Annotated in this window: 4 protein-coding genes; all 4 read left to right on the plus strand. The window is 47.9% G+C overall.

Annotated elements, in window-relative coordinates:
• The first annotated feature begins 402 nt into the window (after positions 1–402).
• The 4 genes from BW716_RS12630 to BW716_RS12645 all read left to right on the plus strand — a co-directional run bounded on the left by BW716_RS12630 (position 403) and on the right by BW716_RS12645 (position 17,033).
• Positions 403–12,111: a gliding motility-associated C-terminal domain-containing protein gene (locus BW716_RS12630; RefSeq protein ID WP_083722923.1), complete on the plus strand. Its 11,709-nt coding sequence runs from the start codon at positions 403–405 to the stop codon at positions 12,109–12,111.
• 69 nt (positions 12,112–12,180) lie between these two features.
• Positions 12,181–13,191: a PorP/SprF family type IX secretion system membrane protein gene (locus BW716_RS12635; RefSeq protein ID WP_083722924.1), complete on the plus strand. Its 1,011-nt coding sequence runs from the start codon at positions 12,181–12,183 to the stop codon at positions 13,189–13,191.
• Between the two features lie 16 nt (positions 13,192–13,207).
• Positions 13,208–15,217 carry an OmpA family protein gene (locus BW716_RS12640; protein WP_083722925.1) on the plus strand — a complete coding sequence of 670 codons (2,010 nt, stop codon included), beginning with the start codon at positions 13,208–13,210 and terminating at the stop codon, positions 15,215–15,217.
• 406 nt (positions 15,218–15,623) lie between these two features.
• The gene (locus tag BW716_RS12645; protein ID WP_083722926.1) at positions 15,624–17,033 is read left to right on the plus strand and encodes an MATE family efflux transporter; all 1,410 of its coding nucleotides are present in this window, start codon (positions 15,624–15,626) and stop codon (positions 17,031–17,033) included.
• Positions 17,034–17,042 lie beyond the last annotated feature (9 nt).

Consider the following 17,042-nt stretch of genomic DNA (forward strand, 5'->3'; position numbering starts at 1 on the left):
AAATACTGAACGAAAAGAACAGCTGCTTTCCCACCCTATCAACCTACATTCGTACCGTATTCTGACCGATGGGTTCTTAAAAATGTGAGTTCGTGTATATATCAACCGAATCAGACTACCCCTGTTTTAGCCATATCGTATTTATTGCTACTCCCCTTCATGACCGTGCCAATGCATAGACATTAATATATGTGTGCTGTGTATCCTACTGAGTGGCCTATGGACGCCAGACTCAATGTGATGCATAATTGACCTGAATTCCTTGAAAAACGAATGTGAAAACAAAAACTGTGAAAAACATACACGCTTTATAACCCGAACCAATTGATTTCTATGCATCTTAACGCTACTCTTAAAGGCTCCCTAAGAGCTTTTATCCTTACTATTTTTTCATGTCTTTGCATGGTTGGGTTGCCGGCAGGAGTTTCCTTTGCTAAGAAAACTTCTGCGCCAGTTGCTGCCGACTTTAGCAACGACATTCAAAACAACAACGCCCTGTCATGGTTGCAGGCGTATGCAGCGCTACACCCCTATGCACCTGTTTTGCGAAAGCAACCACACTGGCAAACCTGGTATACTTCAGGTACTTATTTCGCTGATGGCCCCCTCTGGAGTTCCGGAGGGAATCCGAATGTAGTCACCTTTGGTCTGGCCTGTGCTACCTGTAGTGTGAGTGACGCAGCAAATGCTGTAGATGGCAACGCCAATACTGCTGCAACTATGAACCTGCCTGTCGGCGTTGTCGGCGGTGTTGGGCTTCAGCTCACATTTTCCGGTACTTATCAATCAGGCGATGCGATTGCATTTGACCTGGAAATTCCTGACCAGAATGTTTCCCTCTCCCTGCTGAGTGCTATCTCTGTTAGCACCTTCAATGCAGGTGTGGGTAACAACGATCAGATCTCGCTGAATAATAATCTGGTGAGGTTAAACCTGTTGGAACTAGGTATCGGCAGTACACCAAAAGTCAGGGTGGTTGTCCCCATTTCACATACTTTTGACGAAGTGCAGCTGAACCTCTCTGCAGTCGTAAGTGGATTCAGTACACTACGTGTGTATGAAGTAACCGCATTTCAGCCTGTAACAGTGACACCTGCTACCCCTGCAGTCATCACTGGTGGTACAGTCGCCCTCTCTGCGGCTTTGCCTCGTATTCCAGGAGCTACCTTTCAATGGTATACTGAACCTGATGGTGGTACTGCGATTGGCAGTGGCACTAATTTTACAACCCCTGTATTAAACCGCACAACTACTTTCTATGTAGAAGCTACCAATCCTGCAGATGGTTTGGTAAGCCCTGTACGCACACCCGTACAAGTACTGGTAGGTGGCGGCGCTGGTTTGCTCTGGATGTATGGCGACCGGCAAGTCAGCACACTGACGAATGGTGTGGCCTGTGCTGGCTGTGTAGTTGACAACCCGGACAATGCAATAGATGGTGATACCACCACTGCCTCTACCCTCTCCATGCCGGTAGGTGCATTGTCCTCTGTAGGGCAGTACATTGCATTTCCTGGCAACTACAAAGCCGGTGATGATATCGTGCTGGACCTGGACGTACCTGGCCAGTTAATATCTGTCGCTGCATTATCAGCTATCCAGATATCTACCTATCAGGGTATTACTCCTAATAATGATGCGATCCAGCTCAATAATAGTCTGGTACATTTACAGGCATCCGGTCTGGGTCTGGGCAATACACCTAAAGTCAGAGTTACGATTCCTGCTACTAAAGATTTTAATGGTGTAAGAATCGATCTTGGTACTGCATTTACTGCTTTTGGTGCATTGCGCATTTATGAAGCAGCTGCCGTGATTCCAGTAACTATTTCTCCTGCGGCACCTACTATCACAGCCGGCAACACAGAAACCCTGACTGCCAACATCGATTCAAGAGTGAGCACGCCAACCTTTAAATGGTATACTACTCCTACTGGCGGTGCTCCCGTATCTACTGGTAATCCGTTTACAACGGCTGCCCTGTCCAGAACATCTACTTATTATGCAGAAGCCTATGATCCTAATAATAACCTGAGCAGCTATGTCAGAACACCTGTCACTATCAAGGTAGCAGGCGGTCCGGGAACTATCTGGAGTTATGGCCAGGATCAGGAAAGCCCTATCACCGGTGGCGTGGCCTGTGCTGGTTGTACTGTGACAGATTCTGCATCGGCTGCAGATGGCGATACCACTACTGCCTCTACCCTGACTGTACCATTAGGTATATTGTCTACCATAGGCCAGTTGGTAAAAATGCCAGGTGTATATCAGGCTGGCGATAGCATCGTCCTCTTCCTGGAAGCGCCTACTGAAAACCTTGCGACAGTAGTACTGCCTAAAGTAACTGTAACCACTTACCAGAATAGCATTGCGGGTCCTGCGGTATCTAACAATGATACCAGAACACTGGACAATGCTGTTGTGAAATTGCAGGTACTCGGCAGAGGATTGAATAACGCACGCAAGTTCAAAGTCACTATTCCTGCTACCAATACTTTCGATGGTGTGAAAGTTGACTTTGGCGGATTGCTGGGTATATCCGGTTCACTCAAACTGTACGAAGTAGCGGCTATGATCCCTGTATCAGTGACGCCTAATCCGGCAAAAACTGCTTATAACACAGGCATTACTTTAACGCCTTCTATCAGGATCTCCAATCCTACTTACAACTGGTACACTACTCCTACCGGTGGTTCACCGGTATTCAGCGGTGCTGGCGCCTTTACAAGTCCTGCGCTCATCCGCAATACAACCTATTATGTAGAAGCACTTGATCCTGCCGGCACCACCAGTTTTGTGCGTACCGCAGTTCCTGTCACTATAGGTGGCGGCAATGGCCCATTATGGACATATGGCACTGACCAGACTTCTCCTATTACTACCGGCGTAGCCTGTGCACTCTGTAGTGTACAGAATCCGCTGCTGGCTATTGACGGTGATACGACTACAGCTTCCCGTCTTTCTCTGCCACTGGGTGTAGCTACTTCTGTAGGTCAGAAGATCACCTTCCCTGGTGTTTATCACCCTGGTGACAGCATTATCCTGATCCTGGGTGTGAAAGGTGATCCGATTGCCAATGTATCCCTGCTGGGTAATATCGGGGTAACCACTTCCCTGAACAATGTGAGCAACAATGATCGTACGGCATTGAACTCTCCATTATTAACATTGGATTTCTTATCAAAAGATACAATCAGCAGCGTGCGCGTGGCAATCCCTGTTACTAAGGATTTTGATGCAGCAACAATAGACCTCAGCAGCCTGGTGGCTACTGATAACTCATTGTATATTTATGAAGCAGCGGCGATGATACCGGTAACGGTCACCCCCAGTCCTGCCAATGTAAATGCAGGTCAGACGGCTACGCTTACTGCCAGTATACCAGGCATCCCTAATGCGGTATTCAACTGGTACGATGTGCCTACCGGCGGTGCACCTGTACATACAGGTAGTACCTTTACGACACCTCCCAATTATGCAGATAAGACTTATTATGTAGAAGCTGTGTCTCCGACTGATGGATTGATCAGTATAGAACGTACAGCTGTTACTGTCGATGTAACTGATACTACCGGCAATGGTGCCCTGAGCTGTAGCGGCGCTACTACACAGAACAATGGCATTACCGGTTTACTCTGCCTGTTGTGTGGTGTGTCTGACGCTGGCAATGCAGTAGATGCATCTGCAACAACAGGTTCTACTATGCGTATCAATGTCGGTCTGGGTGCAACTATTTACCAGGATCTGGTATTCCCTAAATCAGGAAAAGCTGGTGACTCTATCCGTATTGGCCTTGGTACGAGCACTGGTCTGCTGGATGCAACTTTGCTCGCTGGTTTAAGCGTAGGTACAGGGAATGGGGCGCGTCCAGCTGATGCAGATATGGTAGCATTGTCTCCTGGGCTGTTGAGCGTTCGTCTCCTGAGTGGAGCACAGCAATCGGCCTACACCTTTGTGGCGACCAAAGATTTTGACCGGGTCGAAATTCGCCTGAATGGTTTACTTGCCGCCCTCTCTTCTTACAATATTTATTATGCACAGGTGGTGACCCCGATCGCTCAGGTGTCCGCATCCACTATATATGCATGTAGCGGTTCATCTGCTACATTGACTGCTGTAGGTCCGACTGGCTATACTTATCAATGGTATACCTCCTACACGGGTGGTACGCCGGTAGGTTATGGCACGACCTTCACTACACCTGTTGTCACTAAAGACACTACCTACTTCGTAGCCGCTGTTGGTGCTGATAGTTGTGGTAGTGAAAAACGTACACCTGTACAGGTGAAAGTTGGTTTGCCAAGTGTGAATGTGACGCCATCTTCTGCTTCCGTAGCAGAAAGCGCAACGCCTACTTTCAATGTTGTATCGCCAAATGCTGTATACCAGTATAACTGGTATACAGTGCCTACCGGTGGTACGCCTGTATATGTAGGATCTCAGTTCACTACCCCTCCGGTATCTGCGAATGTTACATATTATGTAGAAGCTGTATCGCTCAGCGATGCAAACTGTAAGAGCCTGCGTACACCAGTCGCTATCACGCTGAATGGTACAGGCGGTCCAGCCCCTGTTGGGGATATTGATTGTGGTGGTGCTACCTCACAGATATCTACTACCAGTGGTATCTGCGTAGGTTGCTATGTAGAGAAACAGGATTCTGCGGTGGACAACAGTACTGCTACTGCTTCTGTGATCCACACTATCCTGGGGGTAGGTTCTTATGTACAGCAATCCCTTATTTTCCCTGCACCTGGTGTGAAGGGAGACAGCGTCAGGATCAAGCTGGGCTTCAATACAGGCCTGACAGATCTGAACGCATTAGCGGGTATCGAGATCTCTTCTTCCAACAATGCAACTGCTAATAGCGATGCAGTGACTCTGAACAGTGGTCTCCTGAACCTGCAATTGCTGAATGGTAACAGAGACCTGATTTATACATTCGCTCCTGGTGCTGCTTATGACAGGGTGAATATCCGGTTGAGTGGTCTGGCTACAGCACTCACAGCCCTGAAAGTATATTCAGCAGAGATCTTTGCAGGTACGCCTACCGTAGAAAAAGATACAGTGTATGTATGTGCGGGTGCTACAGCAACCCTGAAGGCGACAGGTCCTGGTACTACTTTCCGCTGGTATACCCAGCCTACGGGTGGTACAGCCCTGGCTACCGGTGCTACCTATGCGGTAACACCAACAACCAATGCGATCTACTATGTAGAAGGCGTATCGAGCAGTGGTTGCGCAAACCCTGTGCGTAAAGCAGTTTACGTAATGGTAGGTTTACCACAGCCATTGGTAAATCCGGCTACACAAACTATCAACTCCGGTGAGACGGCTACCTTCACGGTGCTTAGTCCAAACCCGGCATATCAATACAACTGGTACGATGCACCGGCAGGTGGCAATCTGCTGAAATCAAATTCCACCACTTACACCACAGGTGCGCTCACAGCAGCGGCTATCTACTATGTGGAAGTAAAAGATCCGGTGAATGGTTGTACCAGCGCTACCCGTACAGCTGTAAGGGTAGATATCAACCTGCCTACAGAGCCAACCCCTTGTAGTTATGCTACTTCACAGCAAAGTCCTATTATCAGTGGTGTATGTCTGTTGTGTTCTGTAAGCAATCCTGCACTGGCAGTAGATCAGAATGCAAACTCTGCTTCCACTATCAATGCTACCTTAAGTGCTGCTGGTTACATCGGTCAGCTGTTGAGGTATAACAATACTTACCCAGCCGGTGACAGCATCACGCTGGATCTGGAAATTCCTGGCAAAGTAGCGGATGTTACATTGCTGGGTGGTATCAGGGTAGAAACATATAATGGTGCCACTGCCAATGGTGATGCGCGTTCTCTCGGTGATAACCCGATCCGTCTTACCCTGCTGAACACTGGCAACAAGTTCAGAGTGACCATACCTACCACCAAAACTTTTAATGGTGTGATGGTAAGTATCAATGGTCTGCTGACTGCCCTGACAACTGTGAATGTTTACTTCGCAGCGGTAGTGACACCAAGACCAGATGTATCTGCATCTACTGTGAATGTATGTAGCGGTAATACGGCAACCCTTATCGCAACATCTACCAATGATGCGGACATTGCCTGGTTCACCAGTGCAGTGGGTGGTACTGCTGTAGCTACCGGCGACACCTTTACTACAGCAGCCCTCAACGCTTCGGTTACTTACTATGCAGCAGCCAGCCGCTTTGGTTGTGCAAACCCAACCAGGGTACCAGTGATGGTGAGCGTAGGTAATACACCTGTGGCGCCGACTGCTGCTGCTAAGAATATTTGCGCAGGCGACCAGGTAACCCTGCTGGCAACAGCGCCATCCGGAGCCACCTTCCGCTGGTATACTGCTGCTACAGGAGGCACCCTGCTGGCATCTACTCCAAACTATACGACTAACGCACTGACAGCCGATACTGCTTTCTATGTGGAAGCAGATAATAATGGTTGTATCAGCACAACAAGGACCCGAGTAGCTGTGACGGTGAATGCAGTACCTACCGGACTTACTGTATCACCGATGGGGACTTCCATCAGCAGTGGTCAGAGCGCTTCTTTCACCGCGCATGCTACCGGAACTAACCTGATTTATAAATGGTACAATGCGGCCGGCGATTCTATCTTTACCGGTGCCGTATTCAATACCGGCGCTATTACGGCAACAGCTACCTACACTGTAGAAGCAGTGAATGCTGCTGGTTGTAAGACTGCATCCCGCGTGTCTGTAACCGCTACCGTGATTCCTGGTAATAACGATATCCCTTGTGATGCCGCTACATCAGAAACCAATACAGCCAATGGTATCTGCATAGGTTGCTATGTAGAAAACCCAGCCCTGTCTGTAGACAACAGTACTGCCAGCAACTCTACCCTGCATGTAATACTGGGTCTGACGGGTGGCTATGTACAGCAAACCCTGATCTTCCCGCAGGTGAGCGAACTGAATGACAGCGTACAGATTAGCCTGTCTTTCCCTAACTCACTGGCCGATGTAGGTCTGTTAGGTACTATTCAGGTAGGTTCTTATAATGGATCTACTTCCAACAATGACTTTGTAGCATTGAATGCTGCAGGTATCAATGTGAGTCTGCTCAGTGGCAATTCACAGGCATTGGTAGGCTTCAAGCCTAAAGGTCTCTTCGACAGGATCGTAGTACGCCTCAATTCTGGCCTGGCCACCGCACTGAGCGCAGTGAACATTCACTATGCCAGCCGCCTGGTAGGTCTGCCGGTTGTAACAGGTGATACTATCTGCGCTGGCAACCGAGCTACCCTGCTGGCAGCAGGTCCATCCAACGTAAGCTTCCGCTGGTATACAACAGCTGTAGGTGGTACCTCCATCTTCACTGGCACCAGCTATCAGACACCAGCGCTGAACACGACCACTACTTATTATGTAGAGGCAGTGAAGACAAGCCTGACCTGTCCTAATCCTGTAAGGGTACCGGTTACTGCTGTGGTAGATCCTGTTCCGGATGTACCAGCACTGGATACAACGAGCATCACCGTGTGCAGTGGCAGCACTGCTACCTTCAATGTGAAACCGGTAACAGGCGTGACCTATCGCTGGTATACCGCATTGTCAGGTGGTACGGCTATTGCTACCGGTAATTCATTTACCACTCCTGCTTTAAACACAACTACAGTATACTATGTAGAGGCTTCCAATGCAGCAGGTTGTTCCAACACTACCCGCACTATGGTGACTGCAAATGTCATCACACAACCAGCAGTCGTAACGGTAACACCAGGATCTGCTGAGGTATGTGCAGGTAGCACTGTTCAACTGGTAGCTTCTGCTGCAACCAATGGCGTTGTATTCCGCTGGTATACCACACCAACAGGTGGCACAGCTATATTTGAAGGTGCAACCTTCACTACACCGGTACTGAATACCACTACTACTTATTATGTAGAAGCGGCAGCAGGTATCTGTGCAAGTGCTACCAGAACTGCAGCCACTGTAAAAGTGAATGCAATTCCCGGTGCACCAGCTGTAAATGTATCACCAGCTAATGGTCAGGTAATTTCCGGCCAGACAGCAACGCTGACAGTATCTCCTGCAGCAACGGGTGTTACTTACAACTGGTATACAGATGCTGCAGGTGGTACACCTGTATTCACAGGCAATGTATTCACTACAGGTGCACTGACCAGTGATATCATTTATTATGTAGAAGCCGTGGCAGATTCTGCTACCTGTGGCAGTCAGCGTACCGCTGTACCGCTCACAGTAACAGTAGCAACAAATACTGCGTGCGACTTTGCAAATGCACAAACTAACAGCACAACTGCTATCTGCGTATTGTGTTCTGTACAGGATGCTGCAAATACGACAGATGTAAATACTGATAACTATTCATTGCTGTCAGTGCCACTGGCGGCTGGTAGTGGAAGTGTACAGCAATCCCTCATCTTCCCAGACGCTGCTACCGCAGGTGATAGCGTAAGGTTGGTGCTGGAACTGCCTGCACAGGTATTAGACGCTTCATTACTGGGTGCGATAGAAATATCCAGCTACAATGGCGCCACTGCAAACAACGATGCACTCCTGCTCAATAGCAGCAACCTGAAAGTATCATTGCTGAGCGGCAGCAATAAGTTCACCGTAGCCTTTGCGCCAGGTGCAGCTTACGACCGCGTACAGGTGAAACTCAGAGGTGGTGTGATCTCCGCACTGGTGACCCTCCGCGTATACTACGCTTCCCGCCAGGTATCTGCACCAGTGGTTGCTGTAAGAAGCACTACTATCTGTAGTGGTACAACTGCTACCCTCACGGCAACAGCCAGCGCTGTAGCATCTATAGAATGGTACAATGCTACGGGTACTAAGGTAGGCGATGGTCCGACCTTTACCACACCGGTATTGACTGCCAATACTACTTATTATGCACAGACAGTACGTACATCCAATGGTTGTGCGAATCCAAACAGGGTATCTGTAGCAGTGAATGTAGTACCAGCGCTCACCGCGCCTACAGTTAACAGCGCGAATATCTGTTCTGGAAATACTGCTACCCTCACCGCTACAGTGACAGGTACTAATATCACGACGAAGTGGTATAGCGCTCCTGTAGGTGGTACGCTGTTGTTCACCGGCGCTACATATGTGACCAATGCACTCACAGCAGATACTGCCTTCTATGTAGAAACCAGCAACAGCAGCTGTACACTCGCAACAAGAGTGAAAGCCACTGTCACTGTCGGAGCAGGTGCTCCAACTCCAACCCTGACGGCGAACAATGTAAATATCTGTTCAGGTCAGCAGGCAACATTTACGGTAACATCCAGCACAACTGGTATTACTTATAACTGGTACACTACCCTCACTGGCGGTACACCGGTATTCACAGGTGCGACTTATACAACAGGTGCACTCACTACATCTACAGTATACTATGTAGAAGCGGTGAACACAGCATCTGGTTGTACAGCCGGTGGTGCAAGAGTAACTGCGACCGCCAATGTATCGCTGAATCCTGATGCACCGGTAGTTTCCGCTACCAGCGTAGATGTATGTACAGGTCAGGATGCAGTATTGTCTGTATCTACACCACAGGGCAGCGTGACCTACCAATGGTATGATGCTGCTACAGCAGGTACCCTGGTTGGTTCAGGTGCTTCTATCACGATCAGAAATGTAACAGCGAATGCTGACTACTATGTAGAAGCTGTAAATGCAAGCGGATGTGTGAATACGGGTGGTCGTACGAAAGTGAGTGTGGTAGCCATCGCATCTCCAGGTACACCAACAGTGACCGCTGCTTCAGTAAGCGTATGTCAGGGTAATACTGCATCGCTCTCTGTGCAGAATCCAAATGCAGCATTCACTTATCGCTGGTACAGCACAGCAACTGGTGGTACTTCACTGGGCGCCGGCGCAACCTTTACGACCTCAGTCATCAACACTGACACTGATTTCTATGTAGAGGCCAGCAATGGTAATTGTACCAGTGCAGTAAGAGCAAGAGTAAGTGTGCTTGTTGCAACACCAGCAGCAACTCCGACACTCGAATCAAATAATGTAACAACCTGCTCCGGTACCACCGTCACCCTGCGTGTGACATCAACAACTACCGGCGTAGATTATAACTGGTATACAACAGCAACAGGTGGTACACCTGTATTCACCGGTGCAACCTTCACCACACCTACACTGACTGCGACTACTACATACTATGTAGAAGCTGTGAATACAACATCCGGTTGTGGCAGCAGCAGCGCAAGAGTAAGTGCGACAGTGACAGTAGGTACTTCACCTGATGCACCAACCCTGGTGTCTGGCAGCGTGAAAGTATGTGCTGGAAACGATGATACGTTGACCGTACTGAATCCACAGACAGGTGCTACTTACCAATGGTATGATGCTGCTACAGGCGGTACCCTGGTATTCACCGGTCCTGTGTTCAATGTAACAGCAGTAACTGCAAATGCGACTTACTATGTACAGACCCTGATCGGTACAAGTTGTGTAAGCGCTACCCGTACAGCAGGCAGCATCGTGGTAGACAACTCTGCTACTACGCCTGATGTAGTATCTACCAATGTAACTACTTGTGTAGGTGGTACTGCTACCCTCTCAGTACTGAATCCGGATGCATCACTTACCTATCGCTGGTACGATGCACCATCTGGTGGTAACCTGCTCTCTACAGGCCCTGATTATACAACAGCTGCCCTCAGCACGAATACTACCTATTATGTAGAAGCTCTGAACAGCTCTGGCTGTAGCAGCCTGGCACGCAGAGGTGTAACGGTAACAATCGTGAACACGATCGATGCACCAGTAGCTACAAGTGGTGCGACAGTATGCGCAGGCAACACTGTGGTACTCTCAGTAACAAGTCCTGTATCAGGTTACTCTTATAAATGGTATACAACTGCAACCGGTGGTACACCAGTATTCACAGGTGCAAACTTCACCACACCACAGCTCACCGCTAATACTACTTATTATGTGGAAGCAGCAACCGGTGGTTGTATAAGCGTAAGCCGCACCATGGTACAGGTAACTGTGAATGCGACACCTGCTGCACCAGTAGTAGTGAATTCCGCAGTCGTAACCTGCGCAAACTCTACTGCAACACTGCAGGTACAAAATCCGGATGCAAGTCTCACTTATCAGTGGTTCACAACCAATACAGGTGGAACAGCAGCCGGCACAGGATCTACCTTCACGACTCCTGCTATAACAGGCACTACCATGTACTATGTGGAAGCACAAAATCCAAATGGTTGTGCAAGCAATACACGCACAGCTGTAACAGTATCCATCGGCACACCTGGTAACAATGCAGTTGTATCCGGCAATGAAGCTGGTATCTGCCCAGGTTCGAGTGCAACGCTAACAGCGACATCTACTACAACAGGTGCAACCTTTAGCTGGTATACCACCGCAACAGGTGGAACTGCAGTAGCAACAGGCGCAGCGTTCACCACTCCTGCCATCACCGCGACCACTACTTACTATGTAGAAGTTGCTTCTTCAGGTGGTTGTACAAGCGGTACCAGAGTGGCAGCTACCGTAACAGTTCTGCAATCGCTCAGTGCACCGGTAGTAAGCGTTGACACTGCGCTCACGACTACGAATGCTGTGACCTTCACATGGGATCCTGTAGCTGGTGCAACCGGTTATGAAGTGACCACGAACAACGGTACGACTTATACTGCGCCAAGCTCTGGCAGCACAGGTACTACACATACAGTATATGGCCTTACGCCTGGTCAGCCAGTGACGATACAGGTGAGAGCACTGGGTAGCGAAAGCTGTGAAACAAGTGCCCTGTCTAATGCCATAACCGGTGAATCGAAGAACCCACAAGGCAACAGCATCTTTGTTCCAAATGTGTTCACACCGAATGGAGATGGCTTCAATGACATCCATTATGTATACGGCAATAAGGTCGCCTCTATCGTCATGATGTACTACAACCAGTATGGTCAGCTGATCTACGAAACCAGGGATCAGGCTAGAGGATGGAATGGTACGATGAGCGGCGTTCAGCAGCCGGTAGGCGTGTACATCTATGTACTGAAAGCTACGCTGCGGGATGGTACGATTGTAAACAAGAAAGGTACCGTCACCATTGTAAGATAACTAATACAGATACCGGGATAGTGACAGACGCTATCCCGGTTATTAATATCAAACGATAAACCTCTTCCGATGAAGAATAAGAATATACTTGCTATTGCATTAATGGCGGCTGCAGCGTTTCTGCCAGGAGTAACCAGGGCGCAGGTTGACCCCCATTTTTCTCAGTACTATGCTTATCCGTTGTGGCTCAACCCCGCACTGACAGGTGTGATCGACGGCGACTACAGAGCCAGTGCCAATTACCGTAACCAATGGGTGAATATTGGGCAACCTTTTTCTACTATGGGCTTCTCATTTGATGCAGCAGCAGCGAACAATGTAGGGATTGGTATCAATGTGACGAACATGAAAGCAGGTGATGCCGGTTACAATTACTTCAATGGAATGGCCAGCTTCTCATACAGGGGTGTACGTTTCGGCGCTACGGGCACCAGTCAGCTGGTATTCGGTGTGCAGGCAGGTATGATCAACCGCCGTATTGATCCATCTAAATGGCAGTTGGGTAGCCAGTACGATCCTGTAATTGGATTCGACCCTACAAAATCCAGTGGAGAGAATATCAATACTACTTCCTCAAATGTATTTGATGCCGCCGCCGGTGCGATGTTCTTTGATGGTAACCCTAATCACCAGTTTAACCCATTTGTAGGGGTGTCTGCGGGCCATCTTACACAGCCTGTAGATCCTTTCGTGACAGGGGCTAACAGGAAACTGCCTGTTCGTTACCTCGCACATGGTGGTAGCCGTATTAAGATAAATGATGTGTTTAGCCTTACCCCAAATGGTATGTACCTGCGACAGGGCAATGCCGAAGAAATAGTAGCAGGTGTGTATGGATCCGTACTGGTAAATGAAGACTTCGATTTTCTCATAGGTGGTAACTACCGCTGGAATGATTCTTCTATTCCATTTGCCGGATTTCATTTCAGAAACTTTGTACTGGGCCTCAGTTATGATGTAAACGCCTCCAATCTGAGAAGACTGGTAAATGGCAGCAACAGTTTCGAAATTTCCCTGTCTTTCGTCAGCCGCAAGAAGAAAGTGTATGGAGAGGAATACTTCATATGCCCACGGTTGTAAAACAAAAAAATAACGGATGAAAAAAATTGCACACTATTGGCTGGCCATCGTTTGCTGCTTATTTACGGTTCACTCTCTAAAGGCACAGTACGTTTACGATTATAAGCGGACAGGCGATGTGTATTACGAAGCCAAAGACTATTATTCTGCTGCGCAGTATTACAACAGAGCACTGGGTACATTCAAAATAAATGCGAATGAAGTGCTGCCCTACCAGGCTGGCAAAAAAGGGAAAGATATAGGTAAGATCAAAGATTATGAAACTGTGAAGTATAGATTGGCAGAGTCTTACCGCATGTATAACGATTTTGGGAATGCAGAGAAGTATTATGAAGAGGTGGTGAGCTACAACAACAATGAATTGTTTCCACTGGCCCGCTTCTGGTATGGCGTATGTTTGCGTGCAAATGGTAAGTATCCCGAAGCTATTGAACAATTCAAACAGTTTAAGGACAAGTATACCAAGGTAGATGAAATAAGTGCGCGGGTAGCGCTGGAAACTGCCAGTTGTGAATTTGCGATCTCAGAAGCCAGTCGTACACCAGGTTACATCGTTACAAAACTGAATGGCGATGTAAACGTAGGAGGTGCTAACTACGCTCCTTCCCTGCTGGGGAAAAATGTTCTGCTGTATACTTCTTCCCGCCCTGATACGACAATACTGGAAAAAAAGAAAAAGGAAAATCCTTATATCAACAGTTTATTTCAGGGCGATGGAAAGGATGCTTCCTTCAGTAATAGCCGCCCCCTTGCCATACCTGAAGTAAAGGGTATAGATCAGGGTGTAGCTGCGGTCAGCCCTGATGGCAATACCATTTACCTGACCCGCTGGACAAATAAAAACGGGGTAAAAGTTGCTGCTATTTATTCAAGTACCCGTAGTGGCAGCACCTGGTCAGAGCCAAAGGCATTAGGTCCAAACGTAAACGTAGATGGCTATAGCTCTATGCAGCCATTTGTAACTGCAGATGGGAAGTACCTGTTATTTGCTTCCGGCAGACCAGGTGGTATGGGTAAGAATGACCTGTGGTATAGCATGCTGGATAAAAATAACCCGGGTCCTGCCAGAAACATGGGTACTGGTATCAATACCCGCGATGAGGAACAGGCCCCTTTTTATGATGGCGACAGGCATATGCTGATCTTTAGTTCCGATGGCCGTGTGGGGTTGGGTGGACTGGATTTCTATTCCAGCGAGGGGGATTTCAGCAGTTGGGCAGTTCCTAAAAACTTAGGTGCACCACTGAACTCTCCAAAAGATGATATCTACTACGCGACGTCTGACTGGTCGCACCCTATGAATGGTGGCTACATCAGCTCTGACAGAGAATCTGTATGTTGTCTGGAATTGTTTAACATCAAGAGGATTTCCAAGTCAATACATGGTATGGTCATGGATTGTGATAACAACCTGCCATTGTCAGGTGCAAAGATCACCCTGATTGATACCGTTCAGCAAAAAGTACTGCAACAGGTAACACTGGATGAAACTGGCCGTTACCGTTTTGAAGTAGCGCCTAGAATGAATTATAAGATCATGGCGGAGAAAGAAAATTACTTCTCCAAAGCGATCTTTATCAATACAGATCAGCTGGAGAAAGTGGATTCCATGGAGAGTCCTACCATCTGTCTGAAACATTATGAAATAGGCAAGCCAATTATCCTGAAAGATATCTATTACGACTTTGATAAAGCGACACTCCGTTCGCAATCACTGATTGTACTTGATACAGTAGTTTCTATTATGCTGGATAATCCGAATATTATCATTGAAATGAGCGCTCATACAGATGGTAAGGGTAAGGATGATTATAACATGAAATTATCTCAGCGCCGGGCACAATCCTGTGTTGATTACCTGATCAGCAGAGGTATCCCGTCATCCCGTATGATTGCGAAAGGTTATGGTAAAACCAGGCCGATTGCACCGAATACCCTGCCTAACGGTAAGGATAATCCGGAAGGAAGACAGCTGAACAGAAGAACAGAGTTCAAGGTGTTGCGCGTAACCCAGTTATCGCAATAATCTATAAAGAAGGTTAAACCCACCACGAGGTGGGAGCCATATCCTATCGAAAAGAGGACCATCATAATAATGGCCGGTTGTAAGACCGGCCATTATTTTTTATGAAGTGTAAAGCATGATCCCCGTATATTGATTTCAGGGCTAGAATAAAAATATAGGTTAAATGGGGTTCGCTAGTTTTCATGAAACGGGTATAGGGTATAAAAAGTTACAATTGCTATAAGATTATCTTGTATTTATTCTTCCAGCCAGCTTTAAGAGAAAAAAAACTACCTTAGTATCCTTCAATCAACGAACTATGGAAATGTAATTCCCGATCCGGTATGTCCGTGATCCTTCTTTCGACCTCCAAATTTGCGGTACATCCGTACCAACTTTCATTGCTAACTTCTATAACAATTTGACAATGCAGCAGGTAGCTGACAATCGTCTGCGCAGGGTATTCCGGTTATTTATATCGGCAGTATCAGGCACAGAGACTGAGTTTACGACCGGTAGTATTAACCGGGCCATCTTTTTATTATCTGTACCCATGATACTGGAAATGGTGATGGAATCACTATTGGCAGTAGTAGATATATTTTTTGTGAGCAAGCTGGGTACCCATGCCATCACAACAGTAGGCTTAACTGAATCTATATTGACACTGGTATACACCATTGCGTTCGGGATGAGTATGGCGGCCACGGCAGTGGTGGCGCGGCGTACAGGTGAAAAGGATCCGGATGCGGCAGCGCATAGTGCGGTTCAGTCATTGTATATCGCTGTGGGCTTTTCGGTGCTGATCAGCATATTGGGTGTTGTATTTGCCCGCGATCTGCTTACGCTGATGGGCGCTCCTGCTGAGGTGGTAGAGCATGGTAATATCTATACCCGTATGATCATGGGTAGTAACCTGGTGATCGTATTGTTGTTCCTGATCAATGGTATATTCAGAGGTGTGGGCGATGCTGCTATGGCGATGCGTTCTCTCTGGATTGCGAATATTGTGAACATCATTTTATGTCCTTTATTCATCAATGGTTTGGGCCCAATACCTGCCATGGGATTGATGGGTGCGGCACTGGCCATTTGCATAGGCCGTGGTGTGGGCGTAGTGTATCAACTGTATAATCTTTTTGGTGGCAGGGGATTGATAAAAATATCTGCCCATCATTTAAAGCCTGATTTCCCTTTGATCGGCAGGTTGCTGAAGATTGCCATGGGTAGTACAGCTCAGTTGCTCATTAATACGACCAGCTGGATCTTTTTGGTACGCCTGATTGCGCGCTTTGGCGAAGAGGCGGTGGCAGGGTATACCGTAGCTATCAGAGTGGTAATATTCACCCTGTTGCCGGCTAGTGGCATGGCGAATGCGGCCGCAGCGCTGGTGGGTCAGAACCTCGGTGCAGGGCAGCCAGAGAGGGCAGAGCGTTCTGTGTGGAGAGCGGCGTTTTTCAATATGGTCTTTTTGGGTTTTGTATCGCTCTTCTTCATACTGGCAGCGAAGCCCATCATCCTGTTGTTCACGAAGGAAGCTGCGGTGGTGGCTTATGGTGCACAGACATTGCAGGTAGTAAGTCTGGGTTATATCTTCTATGCTTATGGCATGGTATTGTCGCAGGCATTTAATGGAGCCGGCGATACCCGCACTCCTACTATCATCAATATCTTTGGTTTCTGGATGTTGCAGATGCCGCTGGCGTGGGTATTGTCAGTACATCTGAACTGGGGGCCTACCGGGGTTTTCACGGCTATAGCGGCCGCAGAATCCGTGATGGCTATAGCATCAATCATCATATTCAGAAAAGGATGGTGGAAGCGGGTAAAAGTTTAATTACCTTTG

The sequence above is a fragment of the [Flexibacter] sp. ATCC 35208 genome (genome assembly GCF_001975825.1).
Lineage (GTDB): Bacteria > Bacteroidota > Bacteroidia > Chitinophagales > Chitinophagaceae > Chitinophaga.

Coding starts and splice junctions, on each gene's coding strand:
- BW716_RS12630 (WP_083722923.1), top strand. CDS start 403: ATGGTTGGGTTGCCGGCAGGAGTTTCCTTTGCTAAGAAAACTTCTGCG.
- BW716_RS12635 (WP_083722924.1), top strand. CDS start 12,181: ATGAAGAATAAGAATATACTTGCTATTGCATTAATGGCGGCTGCAGCG.
- BW716_RS12640 (WP_083722925.1), top strand. CDS start 13,208: ATGAAAAAAATTGCACACTATTGGCTGGCCATCGTTTGCTGCTTATTT.
- BW716_RS12645 (WP_083722926.1), top strand. CDS start 15,624: ATGCAGCAGGTAGCTGACAATCGTCTGCGCAGGGTATTCCGGTTATTT.